Raw genomic sequence first — 14,406 nt, 5'->3', positions numbered from 1 at the left:
GGCATAGGTGATCGCCTCTGGCGTCCGCCGCCGCTCGCGTCTACCCTGTATCGCATGACCGACCAATACCGCCGCCTCGCCGTCTTCGTCGACCGCCCGAGTCCGGGCCACTTCAACTGGATCCTCCTGGAGAGCACGGAGGACCCGGCCGTCTGGCTCGACCTGGAGACGGGCGATGACACCTTCGACAACTGGCGTGAAGCCTACGACGCCGGCAACGAGGCGCTGATGGCCTACGTCGACGACGAGCTCGAAGGCCCGGTGGAGGCATCGCCGGAAGACCCGGACGCCGAATAGCGGCCCCGGCCGGCGTGGTGCTAGAGCCGAACCTCGGCGATCCGCGCACCCTGCAGCGAAACGCCGGCCTCCAGGCCCACGTTCGTCAGCACGAAGCCAACGACCGGTTGGCGCATCGTGTTGGTGTCGATCCTGCCGTTGGCGCCCATGGTCGCGGCGGCGACGGTGGCATCCGCCCCGGCCGTCCAGCCCTTGCTGTTGCGGAACCTGTCGAGCGCTTCCTGGGTGGTGAAGAGGTAGATGATCGCCCTCGAATGCGCACCGGCCTGGAAGCCGACCGAGCCCGCCGTCGTGCTGTAGTAGGCCTGGGTGCGGCCGCCCACGCGCAGCGCGCCGCGGCCGTACTCGGCGCCGACCCCGAGGCTCCCGCCCACCACCGATGGGAACACGAGCACGCCCCGCGACTTCGCGACCATTTCGCGTGAATCCGGCACGGTGTCGTAGAGCTTGGAGAGCGTGGCGTCGACCTGCGCCTCGATGGAAGTGCGCGACGATGCGGTACTCGAACGGTCGTCGGGTCGTGTCGTGGTGCAGCCGACGAAAGCAACGCTGGTGGCGGCAAGAGCTGCCGCGGTAAAGAGAGTGCGGAGCTTGGGGGAGTTCATGGCGGTTCCTTTCCGAACCTCACTTTGAGCCCGCGGGCGGCCGATGCTGCCGGCCGTTTGCGCGTGAAGGTGTAGGACCGCCCTCCGCGCCGGCAGGGCTCAGCTCTCCCGCGCCCCGGCCATCTGCATCGCCTTCTCGATCCGCGCGCGCGCCGTCTTCAGGGTCTTGCGGCACAGCGCCTCCAGTTTGTCGCTGAAGCGCGCGTCGGGCACCACGATCGTGATGGCGCCCACCGGCGGCTCGCCTTCCGCGCGCCGGATCGCGACCGCGAGCGCGACCACGCCCTGCGTGTGCTCGTTGCGCGACACCGCCACCCCCTCGGCGGCGATGGTGGCGAGCTGGGCCCGCAGCGCGGCGACCGAGCCGACGGTGGAGGGCGTCAGCTTCTGCAGCTTCGCGCGGGCGAGGTAGGCTTCGCGCAGCGCCTTCGGCATCTCGGCCAGCACCGCCTTGCCGCCCGATGACGAATACAGCGGAAAGCGCTTGTGGTTGTTCATGCGGTAGCTCAGCGGCTGCTCGCTGTCGACGCCGCACATGCGCTCCATCTCGTCGTTGCGCAGCGCCGTGTACGACGAGGCCTCGCCGGTGACCTCGGTCGCCCACTGCAGCACCGGCAGCGCGAGCGTGGCCACGTCGGCCGCGGCCTGTGCTTGCGCGACCAGCGCATGGACGGCGGGCCCGAGGCGATAGACCTTGGCTTCTGCGTCGAGCGCCACATAGCCGCGCTCGCGCATCGTCGCGAGCAGCTTGCTGAGGCTGCCCTTGGGCACCCCGAGGCCGACGACGATGTCCGACTGCGAAGCGGCATTGCCGTTGCGGCCGATGAATTCGAGCAGGTCGAGCGTGCGCTCGGCGGACTTGACGGGGGGTGTGGTCTGCATGGCGAAAAGGGACTTTGTCGGGAGGGGATTCTGGCTGCAACTATAATGGAAACAGTTTCTCTATGGAAACTTACCAAAAACTCGGGCGCACCTCCATCCGCGCCGCGCCACTTCCGGAGACCTTATGCCAGGCAGCGAATTCATCAACGAAAGTCTTTCCACGCCCGTTCTCTCGCGCTACGACGTCGTCGTCGTGGGCGGCGGGGCTTCGGGGCTTGTCGCCGCGGTGGCCGCGGCGCGCAGCGGTGCGCGCACGGCGGTGGTCGAGCGCTCGGGCTGCCTCGGCGGCACCGGCACGGCGGGCATGGTGGCGCAGTGGATCGGCTTCTTCAACGGCCCGGTGCGGGTGGTCGGCGGCATCGGCTTCGAGCTGACCGATCGCGTGCGCGCGCTCGGCGGCAGCACGGGCTTTCGCCGCTACACGCTGGCCGAGGCGAGCAGCAGCCCGGTGACGATCACCAACTTTCCCTTCAACCCCGAGGTGCTGAAGATCGCGGCGGACGAGATCACCAGCGAAGCGGGGGTGGACGTTTACCTGCACTCCCAGGTGGTGCGGCCCCTGCTCGGCGACCGCCGCGTCGAGGGCGTGGTGATCGAGAACGCCTCGGGCCGCAGTGCGCTGCGCGCCGCGGTGGTGGTCGATGCCAGCGGCGATGCGGCCATCGCCGCGGCGTCGGGCGTGCCCTTCGCGGGCGCCGAGCCCGAGCTGCGGCACCACCGCCAGCCCTGCACGCTGGTGTTCCGCATGTCCAACGTGGACGTGAAGGCCTTCCGGGCCGTTCCGCGCGAGGACAAGCGCGCGATCGCTGTCGAGGGGGTGAAGCAGGGGCGGCTGTTCTGGGAGAGCCTGTCGTTTTGCAGCACGCCCGGCGAGAAGGACGCGATCTGCCTGATGAGCCGCATCCCCGGCATCGATGCGCTGGATGCAGGCGACCTCACGCGTGCCGAGCAGACCGGGCGCCAGCAGGTCAAGTCGGTCGTCGACTTCCTGCGCGAGCGCGTGCCCGGCTTCGAGGCCTCGGTGCTCGCCGGTATTGCCGAGCGTGTCGGCGTGCGCGAAACGCGCCGCATCGTCGGCCGCCACACGCTGACGGAGAGCGACATCGTCGGCGGCGTCCGCTTTGCCGATGCGGTCGCGCTGGGCGCCGGCCCGATGGACCTGCACGAGGCGGGCGGCACCGGCATCGCGTTGTGGATGCCGCCCGCGCCCTTCGAGATTCCCCTGGCCTGCCTGCTGCCGCAGGACGTGGCCGGCCTGGTGGTGACCGGGCGCGCCATCTCGGCCACGCGCGAGGCCAACGGCGGCGCGCGGCACATGGGCACGGCGATGTGCCTCGGCCATGCGGCCGGCGTGTACGCCGCGCTCGCCGCCGCCGCGCCCGTGGGCACGGAACCGGCGGCGCAGGAAGTCCGCCGCGTGCTGGTCGAGCAGGACGCGCTGGTGTCCAGCGATGCCGCGGTGCAGCTGTCAGAGCGCGAGGCGCCGATCGAGGCGCTGCCCGCCTGAAGGCCCCGGACTCCTTTCACGAACGCCTTCCACGAACGCCATTCACGAACGCCTTGACGCGAACACCTCGAATTTCCAGGACCACCCCATGTTCATCACACTGCGACGCTCTCTACTGATCTCCGCCGCCGCCGCGCTCGCGTTCCCTTGCGCGGCCTTCGCGCAGGACTACCCGTCCAAGCCGATCCGGCTGGTGGTGCCCTTCCCCGCGGGCGGCCCCTCGGACACCACCGCACGTGCCATCGCGACCGGGCTCGGGCAGAAGCTCGGCCAGCCGGTCGTCGTCGAGAACAAGCCCGGCGCCGGCGCCATCGTCGGCAGCGAGGCCGTGCTCCAGCAGCCGGCCGATGGCCACACCCTGCTGATGGCGAGCAACGTGGTCTCCACCGGCAAGTGGCTCTATCCCGCGATGTCCTTCGACCCGCTGCGCGAGTTCCGCGCGGTGGCGGGCGTGTTCAAGAGCCCGCACCAGGTCGTGGTGGCGCCGGGCTTCAAGGGCACGGGCATCCAGGACCTGATCCGCATGGCCAAGGAGAAGGGTGCCGCCATGAACTACGCCTCGTCCGGCGCCGGCACCATGCCGCACCTGGGGGCCGAGCGCTTCAAGCAGGTGGTCGGCGTGGAAATGACGCCGATTCCGTACCGCGGCTCCGCGCCCGCGCTGACCGCGGTGCTGGCGGGCGAGGTGCCGGTGTACTTCGACATCGAGTTCTCCGCCCAGTCGATGCTCAAGTCCGGCAAGCTGCGCTCGCTGGGCGTGACCAGCCTGGAGCGCTCGCCGCAATTTCCCGACGTGCCGACGCTCGACGAGCAGGGCGTCAAGGGCTTCGAGCTCTACTCGTGGTTCGGCATCGTGGCGCGCACCGGCACGCCCGACGCGATCGTGCAGAAGCTCAACGCCAGCATCAACGACGCGATGCAGGAGCCCGACTTCAAGACCCGCCTCGCGGCCCTCGGCGCGCAGCCGATCGGCGGCAGCCCGGCGGTGTTCCAGAAGATGATCGAGTCCGATTCGGCGCTGTGGGGTGGGGTCATCAAGAAGGCGAAGATCCAGCTGGATTGAGCGGGGCAGGGATCGGTGCAGGGCCGAGGACGCCGGGGCGCTGCAGCTGTCACGCAAGGGCCAGCACGGCCGCAATCTCGACGGCTGCACCGCCCGGCAACTGGGCGACTCCGACCGCCGTGCGCGCATGCGCTCCGCGGTCGCCGAACAGCGTGGCGAACAGCGCCGATGCAGCATCCGCCACGGCGCTGTGCTGCGTAAAGGCGGCACTGCTTCGGACGTACACCCTGAGCTCGGCGACGTGCTGGATGGCGTCGAGCGAGCCGAGCAAGTCCCGGGCGGCCGCAAGCAGCCGCAGGGCGCAGATCCTGGCCGCCCGGGCGGCCGTTTCCAAATCGACGTCATCGCCGACGACGCCGCGCACGACGAGCTCGCCACCGACGCGCGGCGTCTGCCCGCTCAGGAAAAGCAGTCCTCCGGCGACGCGGGCAGGCAGATAGTCGGCCGCTGCCCGAACGTCCCGCGGGAGTTCGATGCCGAGTGCCTTGAGTCTCTGTGTTGCGCTCATAAGGCGGCGAAGGCGACGCGCCCGCTCAACCAGCAGCCGACCACGCGCCCATCTTCAGAGCGCCGAGGCCGGATCTCGATGGCCGACGGCTTGCCCATGGCATCGCCCTGGCGAACGAGAAATGCCGCCGCCGGCGCGTCGGCCCGGCCCACGGCGATGCGGCCCGATTGGTGCAGGAAGCCCCACAAGGCTGCCGCGGCGATGCCTGTGGCGGCGTCCTCCGGATACCCGGAGGAGCGTGGGAACTGCCGTGCAAACACCACGCCGTCCGCGGCGCGGTCATCCACGGCGTAGGGGTAGAGGCCGGTCGAGTCGATGGCCTTGCATGCAGCTTCGACGAGCTGGCAATCAGGGCGCAACATCTGCAGTTCCTCCACGCTGCCGACATTCACCAGGGTCTTGGTCCTGCTGGTGCAGGAATTCACGACGAGGGGTGGCATCCGGGACTCGCGCCATCCGAGCGCCCTGGCGACGCAGGTGCGTTCGTGGTCCTGCAGATGCCGCACGGTGGGCGCCGGCTGAGACACCCAGGCCCGGCCCGACGCCCCGTCCCACTCGACTTGGACCAGGCCGCTGAGCGTTTCCACCACTGCGGTCGGCTGTGTCCAGATGCCCCATTGCCGCAAGCCCCATAGCGCACCCACCGTGGCGTGGCCGCACATCTCCATTTCGTGCCGTGGAACGAAGAAGCGCAAGCGCCAATCGGCACGCGCATCGGAGGCCGGGAGCAAGAAGGCCGACTCGTGCCCGTAGCGCTGCGCCACGCTGCGCATCTGCTCGTCGTCCATGTGGCGGGCGTCGGCCACGAGCGGCACCGGGTTGCCGCCGTGCGGCGAATGAATGAAGACGCGCAGTCCGGCGACTTCGCCGCTCGGGGGCACCGGGATGAATGGTTCAGTCAAGGCTTGCTCCGACCGACTTCGCGATCGCGCCCCAGAAGTCGACGTCGCTTGCAGCCGCCGTGCGCAACGCCTGCGGTGTTCCGGGCTTGGCATCGACACCCTTGGCCGCGAGTTCCGCCGCGACGCGGCGGTTCGAAAGCACCTTGTTGAGCGCGGCGTTGAATCGCTCGACGATGGCCGGCGGCGTTCCCTTGGGAAAGACCACGCCGTACCACAGCAGCTGGTCCAGGCCAGGCCCGCCTTGCTGCGCAAACGTGGGGACATCCGCGATCAGCGCATTCGGACCCGTCGTGGCGACCGCCCGCACTTTCCCTGCGCGGATGTACGGGGCGAGCCCGACGGGGTTGTCGAACATCACCTGCACCGTCCCTGCGATCAGGTCGATGTAGGCCGGCGAGGCGCCGCGGTACGGGACATGGACCAGCGACACGCCAGCCTGCTGCTTGAACTTCTCGGCCAGGAGGTGCGAGACAGTCCCTGCACCCACGGAGGCATAGCTGTAGCGGTCGGGTGCCTTCTTCAATGCCGCGATGACCGCGCCGGCGTCAACGGCGCCGAGGCCCGGATGCACGGCGAGCACGTAGGGGGAGGTCCCGATGAAGCCGGCGTATTCGAAGTCCGAGATGGGGTCGTAGGGGAGCTTCCTGTAGACGCTCCGGCTCACCGCGTGGGTGCTCGTGGTCGCAATGCCAAGGACGTAGCCATCCGCCGGTGCCCTGGCGACTGCCGTCGAGCCGATCGTTCCGCCGGCGCCCCCACGGTTGTCGATCACCAGAGGCTGGCCCAGTTCGCGTTGGAGTTCAGGCTGAATGGCTCGGATGACGAGGTCGGTTCCCCCGCCGGCAGGAAAGGGCACCACCACGGTCAATGGCCGGGCCGGCCATGTTTGGGCAAGAGTCGTCGTCGTCGCCATGGCGGCGATTGCCGTCATCAGGACACGGCGGCGGGCACGATGGAAGGTGTTCATGAAAGGCTCCAGGACAGTCACTGCGATCCTAGGAGTGCGCCTGCGGCCGACCAACCCGCGCCGCGTCGGCGACCGATCCAAATCGCGCCAGGCACCGGCCGGAGGCCTCACTAGAATGAAAAACCATGAAGTCGCCCGCCGCGCTTTCGGCCAAGCTGCCCGTCCTGGCGCAACAAGGCTTCTACGTGCAACGCAGCCGGTTGGCCGCTTACGAGTCCGAATGGCATCGGCACGACTGCGCGATGCTGCTCTGGCCACAAACGGGCGCCCTGGAGACCCGCTGGAACGTGGGGACCGGTGTCGAGGAAGACTCGGGTGTCCTCCGGGCGCGGCTCACGCGCGGCAATGCGGTCCTGCTGCCCATGGGGACCGAGCACTGCACGCGCACAGCGACCCGCCAGCAGCGCCATGGCGAGCTGTATCTCGCGCCAGAGCTGCTCGGCAACGACGTACGGCTCGGCGCCATGCGGCTGGACCCCGCGGCCATCGCCATGCTGGATGCGCTGCTTGCACCCACCCTGCACACGCGCAGCGCCGCCACGCTGGTCAACGCGTTGGTGGAACAGGTGCGCTCCGCCCGGTTCCTGCAGTTCCCTGCTGCGAGCGTCTCGGTCTCGAGCCAGGCCGTTGCGGAGTTCAGGCGCGTGCTGCTTCGCGAGGAGCGATTGCCCTCCGTCCCCGAGCTTGCCTGCTCCCTGGGCGTTTCTGCACGGACCTTGCAGCGGTGTTTCGAGGCCGAGCTCGGCGCCACCACCGTGACCGTGCGGCGCCGCCTGCTGGCTGCACACGCGCGCACGCTGCTGAACGAGGGCTGCACGCTCGCGCAGGTCAGCCGGCGACTGGACTTCTCGAACAGCGGGCACCTGTCGCGCCTGTTGAAGGCCGTACCCGAATCAACGTCCTGATCGCGGGATCTGGCTGCCTTCTTCAGCCCTGTGGGCCCGCCTGTGGCTGCGGCGGTACCACCTTCTCGCGCAGCACACCGTTGATCTCGGCGCCGAAGATCAGTGTGGTCGCGCTGATGTACAGGAACACCAGCGTCGCGACCACGCCTGCGAAGCTGCCGTACAGCAGTGCCAGCTTTCCGACGGTACGCAGCGTGTACGACAGCGTGGCAGCGGCCATCACCCACAGCGCGGCGCCCACCACGGCACCGGGCAACACCGTGTAGAGCCGCTGGCGAATGTCGGGCAGCCAGCCGTACAGCAAGGCGTACAGCGCCGTCAGCGTCAGGAAGGCCAGGCCGTAGCGGACGCTGTGGTGCATCCAGAGCGCCTCTTGCCTGTCCTCGGCGTTGGCCTCCACCAGCTGCCACACGTACGGCATGACGATCACCGAGCTGAACGCAAGCAGGACCCCGAGTCCCACGACGCCGGTGAACAGGGTCACCTTCAGGCGCGCTCTCCAGAACGAGAGGCCGCGTTCGATGCCGTACGAGCGGTTCAGCGCCGTGCGCACCGCCTGCAGGCCGGACGACGCCGTCCACAACGTGGTCAGCACGCCGATGGTCAGCAGCGCCTGGTTGCGCTGTGCCAGCACCTGTCGGATGACCGGCTGCATGGCGTCGCGCACGACCTGCGGCGCATAGCCCATGACGCGCTCGACCAGCGCGGCCGCGTCGCCGGGCTGCCCGACGAAGGCAGCGGCGGCCGACACCAGGACCAGCAGCGGGAACATGGCCAGCACCCACGAGAACGCCAGGCTGCCGGCCTGGTTTGCGCTCTGGTGCAGGATGTAGTTGCGGATGGCCTGCAGCATGACGCCCAGGCCGGGCGTGGCCATCACGGCGCGCCTCGCGCGGCCCCAGGCATCGCTCAGACGGCTCACGGGTCGGGGTGCCAAGTCACCACCTGCGCCAGGTCATCCGCTTCGTGGAGGGGCTGACCCGGACACCCGATTGCCCAGGTACGCAGGAAGAATCCGCGCGGCCTTCTCGAGAAGCTCGAACTCGTCGTCGGCGAGCGGGTGCGCGCTGACGTCGAAATGGCAGAGGGTCCCGAACAGCTCACCCCGGTCGTCGATGAGCGGCACCCCGTGATAGCTGAGCATGACCCCCTGGTAGGGGTGACCGTCGAGCCGCGCGTCCTCGGCCGAATCGTGCGTTCGAAACGTGCCATCGCGCAGGACGAACTGGCAGAAGCTCACCTCGAAGGGCACGGTCGCAAGAAACTCGGGCCGGACCTCACCCTGCTTGTCATGCAAAAACAGGTTCTGGAGCTTGTCGCCATCCAGCCGATAGACCGCGGAGTATCGATGCGGCACCGCCTCGTTCAGGAAGGCGAGCGCGGCCGCCGGGCCCTCCGTGTGGAGGATCGTGGAAAAGGTTCCTGGATCGCGTGGGTGCGGCATCGGCTTCCTGGTCGGGGGTGCTCCCGCCGGGCAGGACGAGATCTCACAGGCAGTCTATCCCCGTTTGAAGGACAAATCCCTACACGGCTGCGCGCAACTGGCTCCTGACGCAGCGCGCGGTGCGTTCATAGGCTGGTGTCCAACTCCGAGCATCCATGGTCCTGGTCACCTTTCTCGTCGAAGACAGCGCGACGATCCGCAACAATCTCATCCCCACACTCGCCGACCTCGGCGGGGCACGCGTCGTTGCCTTTGCCGAAGGCGAGAAGGACGCGGTCGGTTGGCTCACGGAGCACGACGGGCAGTGGGACCTGGCCATCGTCGACCTGTTCCTGAAGGAGGGCTCCGGACTCGGTGTGCTGCATGGCTGTCGCGACCGTGCATCGCATCAGCGGGTTGTCGTGCTGACCAACTACCCCACGGCAGAAATTCGCCGACGGTGCGCCGCGCTTGGTGCGGACGCCGTGTTCGACAAGTCCACCGAATTTGAAGAGCTGTTCGAGTTCTGTTGTGCGCTGGGCAAGGCCAAGCCCGGCGCACCAGGCGACTAGAGTCGCGCAACGCCTAACTCGCCACCAGGAAGCGCAGGAGAAGGCCCAGGCACCCGGCAGCGATGAAAGCCGCGACGGTCGTCGTGGCCAGGCCACGGCTTCCATCGTCGCTTTCCCGCCGCGCCGGCGGGGCGGCGCTGGCCGCCGTCGCCACCGTCTCGAAGGCGGGGCTGAAGGGGTTGTAGAGCGCGCCGCCCAGGCTTGCCAGGTCCGGCTCCGTGCCCTGGGCATCGACATGGCCGGGCTGCTGGCCCGTGCCGAACTCGATGGAGGGCCTCTTGCCGGCCTCGGCGCCCAGCAACGCTCCGGCGGGGGCCAGCAGAAGCGCTGCCAGGCACAGGCCTGCCCGTGCCCGGTGTGCTCGATGCTTTCTGTTTCCGCTGGCCATGATGGAGCCCCTGGGTCGGCGCTGGACGTTACGGGCTGCCTGTCAGCCGGTGCGCCTGGTGATTGCCGAAGGTCAGCGGGGCCGCTGCGTCATCGCAATCCAGCACGGTCGATCCGGCGGTGATGAGGACCCGGGCCGTGTCCGACGTGCCCGGCTCTCCGGCATCGACGAAGGTGAAGCTGATCGTCGCGGGCTGGCCATTGAAGGTGCCGGTGCCTTCGCCCACGAAGGTGTCGAAGGGCGCGACGGGAGGTTTCTGGTCGATGGCAGGGTCGTCGCTGCAAAGTCCTTTCGTCAGGGTGGTCAGGTGGAAGTTGTCGCCACCGGAGAAGTTGATCTCGAGGTTGTTCGGCTCCGCGGGGTCGGCGCCTTCGAACGCGCCGCCTGTTCCGCAATGCAACTCGAGTCCGTGGGTCACTCTTTGATACCCACCGTAGTAGGGGCAGAAAAAGCTGCCGCCGCCAGTCATCCGGCCCGGTTCGTGGGCCCATGCAGAACTCATCAGCATCAGCGCTGCCGCTGCTGCGCCAGCGCAGAGCACGGCCTTGCCGCAGGATTTGTCCATGGTCTTTCCCTTGCCCCGCCACGGGCGGTGATACCAGGGCCCGAGCCGGCCGCCTCCGGACATTGAACACACCCGCCGACAGAAGCCCGGGCCCCTCGGGCGCAAACGTTGTACGCCCAAAACAAGGGCCTCTCCATATGGCGAACGGCCTACCTTGGACTGGGGTCAGCGCAACCGAAACGCCTGCACCGGACGCGCGAATCCCTTCAGCACCAGCGCCCCCGCGGCTTGGCTCTCGACGAGCCCCTCGACCCGTCCCTCGACCAGCCCCCACACGCGCTGCGATACCAGGATCTCGCCTCCTTGCGCCTCGCCGCACAGCCGCGCCGCCAGGTTGGTCACGGTGCCGATCGCGCCGTAGTCGATGCGTCCCGGAAACCCGATCCCGCCCAGCGTCGCGAAGCCCTGCGCAATGCCCACGCCCATCTGCAGGTCGTGCCCGCGCTTGCGCCAACGCTCGGCCAGCAGCGCGACGTCGCGCTGCATCGCCAACGCCATGCGCACGGCGCGAGGCGCCGGGTCCGGGATCGGCGTCGGGTCGTTGAAGAACACCATGATCCCGTCCCCCGTGAAGCGTTCGAGCGTTCCCTCGAACTCGAGGATGCGCCGTCCCATCGCCGCGTGGTAGTCGGCGAGCACGGCCATCACTTCCTCCGGGTCGGCGGTCTCGGTGAAGGCGGTGAAGCCGCGCAGGTCGAGGAAGACGACCGTGATCTCGCAGCGGTGGCTCTTCAGCGGGTCGTCGGCCCCGCCGTTGACGATCGCCTCTGCGAGCTGCGGCGAGAAGAAGCGCCGCAGCCGGCCCATGCGCTCGAGCTCGCGCACGCCCTCCTGCACCCGCTGCTCGAGCGTGCGGTTCCACTCCGCCAGCGCACGCCGCTGGCGCTCGACCTCGTCGTAGAGCTGCTTGATGCGAAGCAGCGAGCGCACGCGCGCCAGCAGCTCCGCCTGCGCCACCGGCTTGCTGAGGAAGTCGTCGGCGCCGGCCTCCAGGCCCTTGACGCGTTCCGACGCCGGGTCGAGCGCGGTGACCAGCACGACCGGGAGCATCGCGTGCGCCGGATCGGCGCGGATGGCGGTGCAGACCTCGTAGCCGCTCATGCCCGGCATCATCACGTCGAGCAGCACCAGGTCGGGCTTCTCGTCGGCCAGCTTCTGTAGCGCCTCGGGGCCGGAGGCCGCGGTCACGGCCCGGTAGCCCTTGGCGCCCAGCAGGTCTGCGAGGAGCTTGGCGTTCAGCGGCGTGTCGTCGACGACGAGGATGGTGGCGGGATGTACGGCGCTCATCGGACCGGCCGGCCTTCCCGCAGCATGCGCTGCACGGTCTCGCGGAACTGCTGCAGCTGGATCGGCTTGGTGATGAAGGCGTCGAAGCCGGAGCTGACGATCTTCTGCTGCTCGTCGGGCATCACCGAGGCCGACACCGCCAGCACCGGCACCGCGTCGAGCGCGGCGTTGCGGCGGATCTCGCGCAGCACGGCAATGCCGTCGATGTCGGGCAGCTGGATGTCCATCAGCACCAGGTCGGGCCGCGCCTCGGTGGCAAGGCGCAGGCCCTCGCGGCCGGTCGCCGCTTCCAGCGTGGCGTGGCCCGCATGCTGGAGGATGTCGCGCACCAGCTTCATGTTCTTCTCGTTGTCCTCGACGATCAGGATGGTGCTCATGGAGTGGCTCCCCGCCTCATTCGATCAACCGGTCGGCGCTCACGAGCACGCTTTGCGGCAGGGTCAGGCCGAGCGCCCTGGCTGCCCTCAGGTTGACGGCGAGTTCCAGCTTGGTGCCCTGCTCGAAGGGGATGTCGCCCGGTTTCGTGCCCTTGAGGATCTTGTCGACGAAGGTGGCGGCGCGGTAGAACAGTGCGGACCAGTCGCCCTGGTAGGACAGCAGGCCGCCGACGTCGAGGTAGCTGGCGCCGCCCCAGACGGACGGCAGGCGGTGCTTCGCGCACAGCGCGCCGAGCTTTGCGCGCTCGGTCCAGATCATGGGGTCGGCCACCAGGGAGACCGCATTCGTGCCTGCGCCCACGATGGATGCGAAGGCGGGCTCGAAATCATCCGCGCCACGCACCTCCTCGACTTGCAGCGCCACGCCGAGGGCGGGCTGCCAACTGGCCACGCCCCGGTCCATTTCCGCGCGCGGCACGGTGTGGGGATTGAACACGATGGCAAAGCGGCGCGCCCCCGGCAGGATGTCCTTGAGCAGCTGCAGGCGCTTCTGCATGAGGCCGTCGAACGCGGGCGAGATTCCGGTGATGTTGCCGCCGGGGCGGGTACGGTCGGCGACCAGTCCCGACCTCACCGGGTCGTCGACGCCCACGGCGATGATGGGCAGTGTCTTCGCCGCGTCCTTGGCGAGCAGCGCAGGCCGCGGGCTGGTGGTTATCAGCACGTCGATGTCGAGCCGGAGCAATTCGTCCAGCAACGTGGGCAGCCGATCGAACTTTCCTTCCGCCCAGCGCAGCTCGATGGCCAGGTTCTGCCCCTCGACATGGCCCAATTCGCGCAGTCCCCGGCGCAGCGGCTCGATCTGGGTGCGCAGCGTGATCGGATCGGGGGTCGAGGCGCTGAGGACGCCCAGCCGCGCCCTGGCCACGGGCGCCAGCGGCTGCGCCCCGACCCTTGCGGCCAGCACCGCGAGCGCCGTGGCCATCGCGGCGCGCCGCGACAGCGCGATCCTTGCCCCGTTCGATGTCATGCCGATCACCTTGTTGACGCGCCGCGCCATGTTCCTCCTGTTGCGCCCGGTGATCAATCCCGTTCTGGCGGCGAATCGTGCAGCGCGCGCCGCGGCAGGAAGAAGACGAAGGTCGAGCCCTGCCCCGGAGCGCTCTCGACCCGCAAGGTGCCGCCATGCAGCTCGACGAAGCGCCTGGCCAGCGCCAGCCCGAGCCCGGTGCCCTCGGCCTTGCGCAGGTAGTCGCCGCCGGCCTGGCGGAACTCCTCGAACACCAGCGCCTGCTGGTCGGCGGCGATGCCCACGCCGGTGTCGGCCACCGCGATCTCCACGGCCTCGCCCAGCGCGCGTGCGCGCAGCGTCACCTTACCGCCGGCCGGCGTGAACTTGACCGCGTTCGACAGCAGGTTGATCACCACCTGCTTGAGCTTGCGCGCATCGGCCACCCAGTCGCCGACGGCCGGGTCGACCTCCAGCGCCAGCGTCAGCCCGTGCCGCAGCGCGCGCTCGCGCACCAGCGTGACGGTGTTGTCGAGCAGCATCGGCAGGTTGAAGCTCGACAGGTCCAGCTCCATGCGGCCCGCCTCGATCTTGGAAAGGTCGAGGATGTCGTTGATCAGGCTCAGCAGGTGGTGGCCGGAGGCGTGGATGTCCTTCAGGTATTCGAGCTGCTTGTCGTTGACCTCGCCGAACATGCGCTCGGCAAGCACCTCGCTGAAGCCGATGATCGCGTTCAGCGGCGTGCGCAGTTCGTGCGACATGTTGGCGAGGAACTCCGACTTGTGCTTGTTGGCCAGTTCGAGCTGGCGGCCCTTGTCCTGGATCTCCCCGAACAGGCGAGAGTTCTGGATCGCGATGACGGCCTGGTCGGCAAAGGTCTTGAGCAGCGCGAGCTCCGGGGCCGAGAAGGCATTCGGCGGCTCGCGCAGCACCAGCACCGCGCCGACGCCGCGCTGGTCCCAGAGCATCGGCGCGATCGCGATCGTGAAGTCGCCGGCGGCCTCGGCCACCTGGCGCAAGCCGGCCGGTGCGTCCGGGTCATCGCGCACGGCGGGGAAGTGGACGACGCGCCGCTCGCGCAGCGCGAGCCCCGTCGCGCTGCCCTCGAGCGGTCGCGGAAAGGCGCCGACGATGGCGCGCAGCAACGGC

18 protein-coding genes are annotated in these 14,406 nt (G+C 69.0%); 5 read left to right on the top strand and 13 right to left on the bottom strand.

Going from position 1 to position 14,406, the window contains the following annotated elements; all coding sequences use genetic code 11:
- Nucleotides 1–54: 54 nt before the first annotated feature.
- The gene (locus tag APY03_RS10110) at nucleotides 55–297 is read left to right on the top strand and encodes a hypothetical protein (RefSeq protein ID WP_068676390.1); all 243 of its coding nucleotides are present in this window, start codon (nucleotides 55–57) and stop codon (nucleotides 295–297) included.
- 20 nt (nucleotides 298–317) lie between these two features.
- Here the strand turns inward: APY03_RS10110 and APY03_RS10105 are convergent, their stop codons facing one another.
- On the bottom strand, nucleotides 318–902 hold the full coding sequence (locus APY03_RS10105; RefSeq protein WP_068676388.1) for a BPSL1445 family SYLF domain-containing lipoprotein: 585 nt from the start codon (nucleotides 900–902) through the stop codon (nucleotides 318–320).
- Nucleotides 903–1,001: 99 nt separating this feature from the next.
- Nucleotides 1,002–1,784 carry an IclR family transcriptional regulator gene (locus APY03_RS10100; protein ID WP_068676387.1) on the bottom strand — a complete coding sequence of 261 codons (783 nt, stop codon included), beginning with the start codon at nucleotides 1,782–1,784 and terminating at the stop codon, nucleotides 1,002–1,004.
- Between the two features lie 124 nt (nucleotides 1,785–1,908).
- Between APY03_RS10100 and APY03_RS10095 the strand changes: the two genes are divergently transcribed.
- Together APY03_RS10095 and APY03_RS10090 are read left to right on the top strand one after the other, a co-directional pair.
- Nucleotides 1,909–3,291 carry an FAD-dependent oxidoreductase gene (locus tag APY03_RS10095; protein ID WP_068676385.1) on the top strand — a complete coding sequence of 461 codons (1,383 nt, stop codon included), beginning with the start codon at nucleotides 1,909–1,911 and terminating at the stop codon, nucleotides 3,289–3,291.
- An 88-nt stretch (nucleotides 3,292–3,379) separates the two neighbouring features.
- Nucleotides 3,380–4,354: a Bug family tripartite tricarboxylate transporter substrate binding protein gene (locus APY03_RS10090; protein WP_068676383.1), complete on the top strand. Its 975-nt coding sequence runs from the start codon at nucleotides 3,380–3,382 to the stop codon at nucleotides 4,352–4,354.
- 49 nt (nucleotides 4,355–4,403) lie between these two features.
- On the opposite strand, the gene APY03_RS10085 is transcribed toward APY03_RS10090, so the two are convergent.
- From APY03_RS10085 to APY03_RS10075, 3 genes are read right to left on the bottom strand one after another with little or no spacing between them, the layout of a single operon-like run.
- On the bottom strand, nucleotides 4,404–4,862 hold the full coding sequence (locus APY03_RS10085; RefSeq protein WP_068676381.1) for a RidA family protein: 459 nt from the start codon (nucleotides 4,860–4,862) through the stop codon (nucleotides 4,404–4,406).
- Complete coding sequence (locus APY03_RS10080) at nucleotides 4,859–5,764, bottom strand: PhzF family phenazine biosynthesis protein (protein WP_068676379.1); 906 nt, start codon at nucleotides 5,762–5,764, stop codon at nucleotides 4,859–4,861. Before APY03_RS10080 ends, APY03_RS10085 begins: the two co-directional genes overlap by 4 nt.
- On the bottom strand, nucleotides 5,757–6,731 hold the full coding sequence (locus tag APY03_RS10075) for a Bug family tripartite tricarboxylate transporter substrate binding protein (protein ID WP_068676377.1): 975 nt from the start codon (nucleotides 6,729–6,731) through the stop codon (nucleotides 5,757–5,759). Before APY03_RS10075 ends, APY03_RS10080 begins: the two co-directional genes overlap by 8 nt.
- Before the next feature lie 125 nt (nucleotides 6,732–6,856).
- On the opposite strand from APY03_RS10075, the gene APY03_RS10070 reads away from it, so the two are divergent.
- Entirely contained in the window at nucleotides 6,857–7,636 is a 780-nt protein-coding gene (locus APY03_RS10070; protein ID WP_068676375.1) for an AraC family transcriptional regulator, read from the top strand.
- A 22-nt stretch (nucleotides 7,637–7,658) separates the two neighbouring features.
- Here APY03_RS10070 and APY03_RS10065 read toward each other — a convergent pair whose 3' ends face one another.
- Entirely contained in the window at nucleotides 7,659–8,558 is a 900-nt protein-coding gene (locus APY03_RS10065; protein ID WP_146039300.1) for a YihY/virulence factor BrkB family protein, read from the bottom strand.
- 33 nt (nucleotides 8,559–8,591) lie between these two features.
- Nucleotides 8,592–9,080, bottom strand: coding sequence for a GAF domain-containing protein (locus APY03_RS10060; protein WP_068676372.1), 489 nt, complete (start codon nucleotides 9,078–9,080; stop codon nucleotides 8,592–8,594).
- Between the two features lie 155 nt (nucleotides 9,081–9,235).
- Here APY03_RS10060 and APY03_RS10055 point away from each other — a divergent pair, with 155 nt between their 5' ends.
- A complete protein-coding gene (locus tag APY03_RS10055; RefSeq protein ID WP_068676370.1) occupies nucleotides 9,236–9,631 on the top strand; it encodes a response regulator transcription factor in 396 nt (131 codons plus the stop codon).
- Nucleotides 9,632–9,644: 13 nt separating this feature from the next.
- Here the strand turns inward: APY03_RS10055 and APY03_RS10050 are convergent, their stop codons facing one another.
- The 6 genes from APY03_RS10050 to APY03_RS42405 all read right to left on the bottom strand — a co-directional run.
- Complete coding sequence (locus APY03_RS10050) at nucleotides 9,645–10,019, bottom strand: hypothetical protein (RefSeq protein WP_146039301.1); 375 nt, start codon at nucleotides 10,017–10,019, stop codon at nucleotides 9,645–9,647.
- Nucleotides 10,020–10,047: 28 nt separating this feature from the next.
- Nucleotides 10,048–10,584 carry a hypothetical protein gene (locus tag APY03_RS10045; RefSeq protein WP_068676366.1) on the bottom strand — a complete coding sequence of 179 codons (537 nt, stop codon included), beginning with the start codon at nucleotides 10,582–10,584 and terminating at the stop codon, nucleotides 10,048–10,050.
- A 165-nt stretch (nucleotides 10,585–10,749) separates the two neighbouring features.
- Nucleotides 10,750–11,871, bottom strand: a complete 1,122-nt coding sequence (locus APY03_RS10040) for an adenylate/guanylate cyclase domain-containing response regulator (protein ID WP_068676364.1) — start codon at nucleotides 11,869–11,871, stop codon at nucleotides 10,750–10,752.
- Nucleotides 11,868–12,248, bottom strand: coding sequence for a response regulator (locus APY03_RS10035; RefSeq protein WP_068676362.1), 381 nt, complete (start codon nucleotides 12,246–12,248; stop codon nucleotides 11,868–11,870). Before APY03_RS10035 ends, APY03_RS10040 begins: the two co-directional genes overlap by 4 nt.
- 16 nt (nucleotides 12,249–12,264) lie before the next feature.
- Nucleotides 12,265–13,308 (bottom strand): ABC transporter substrate-binding protein, encoded by a 1,044-nt coding sequence (locus tag APY03_RS10030; protein WP_068676360.1) that lies wholly within the window; start codon nucleotides 13,306–13,308, stop codon nucleotides 12,265–12,267.
- A 23-nt stretch (nucleotides 13,309–13,331) separates the two neighbouring features.
- Nucleotides 13,332–14,406, bottom strand: a 1,075-nt coding sequence (locus tag APY03_RS42405) for a sensor histidine kinase (RefSeq protein ID WP_198161235.1), incomplete at its 5' end; no start/stop codon positions are given.

Origin of the sequence: Variovorax sp. WDL1 (genome assembly GCF_001541225.1) — a bacterium.
Classification (GTDB): Bacteria; Pseudomonadota; Gammaproteobacteria; order Burkholderiales; family Burkholderiaceae_C; genus Variovorax.
The sequence above is the reverse complement of the archived record's forward strand: the minus strand, read 5'-3'. Positions and strand labels throughout refer to the sequence as shown.

What these genes read in the sequence shown, in the direction of transcription:
- APY03_RS10110 (WP_068676390.1), top strand. Translation starts at nt 55, where the DNA reads ATGACCGACCAATACCGCCGCCTCGCCGTCTTCGTCGACCGCCCGAGT.
- APY03_RS10105 (WP_068676388.1), bottom strand. Translation starts at nt 902, where the DNA reads ATGAACTCCCCCAAGCTCCGCACTCTCTTTACCGCGGCAGCTCTTGCC.
- APY03_RS10100 (WP_068676387.1), bottom strand. Translation starts at nt 1,784, where the DNA reads ATGCAGACCACACCCCCCGTCAAGTCCGCCGAGCGCACGCTCGACCTG.
- APY03_RS10095 (WP_068676385.1), top strand. Translation starts at nt 1,909, where the DNA reads ATGCCAGGCAGCGAATTCATCAACGAAAGTCTTTCCACGCCCGTTCTC.
- APY03_RS10090 (WP_068676383.1), top strand. Translation starts at nt 3,380, where the DNA reads ATGTTCATCACACTGCGACGCTCTCTACTGATCTCCGCCGCCGCCGCG.
- APY03_RS10085 (WP_068676381.1), bottom strand. Translation starts at nt 4,862, where the DNA reads ATGAGCGCAACACAGAGACTCAAGGCACTCGGCATCGAACTCCCGCGG.
- APY03_RS10075 (WP_068676377.1), bottom strand. Translation starts at nt 6,731, where the DNA reads ATGAACACCTTCCATCGTGCCCGCCGCCGTGTCCTGATGACGGCAATC.
- APY03_RS10070 (WP_068676375.1), top strand. Translation starts at nt 6,857, where the DNA reads ATGAAGTCGCCCGCCGCGCTTTCGGCCAAGCTGCCCGTCCTGGCGCAA.
- APY03_RS10060 (WP_068676372.1), bottom strand. Translation starts at nt 9,080, where the DNA reads ATGCCGCACCCACGCGATCCAGGAACCTTTTCCACGATCCTCCACACG.
- APY03_RS10055 (WP_068676370.1), top strand. Translation starts at nt 9,236, where the DNA reads ATGGTCCTGGTCACCTTTCTCGTCGAAGACAGCGCGACGATCCGCAAC.
- APY03_RS10050 (WP_146039301.1), bottom strand. Translation starts at nt 10,019, where the DNA reads ATGGCCAGCGGAAACAGAAAGCATCGAGCACACCGGGCACGGGCAGGC.
- APY03_RS10045 (WP_068676366.1), bottom strand. Translation starts at nt 10,584, where the DNA reads ATGGACAAATCCTGCGGCAAGGCCGTGCTCTGCGCTGGCGCAGCAGCG.
- APY03_RS10040 (WP_068676364.1), bottom strand. Translation starts at nt 11,871, where the DNA reads ATGAGCGCCGTACATCCCGCCACCATCCTCGTCGTCGACGACACGCCG.
- APY03_RS10035 (WP_068676362.1), bottom strand. Translation starts at nt 12,248, where the DNA reads ATGAGCACCATCCTGATCGTCGAGGACAACGAGAAGAACATGAAGCTG.
- APY03_RS10030 (WP_068676360.1), bottom strand. Translation starts at nt 13,308, where the DNA reads ATGGCGCGGCGCGTCAACAAGGTGATCGGCATGACATCGAACGGGGCA.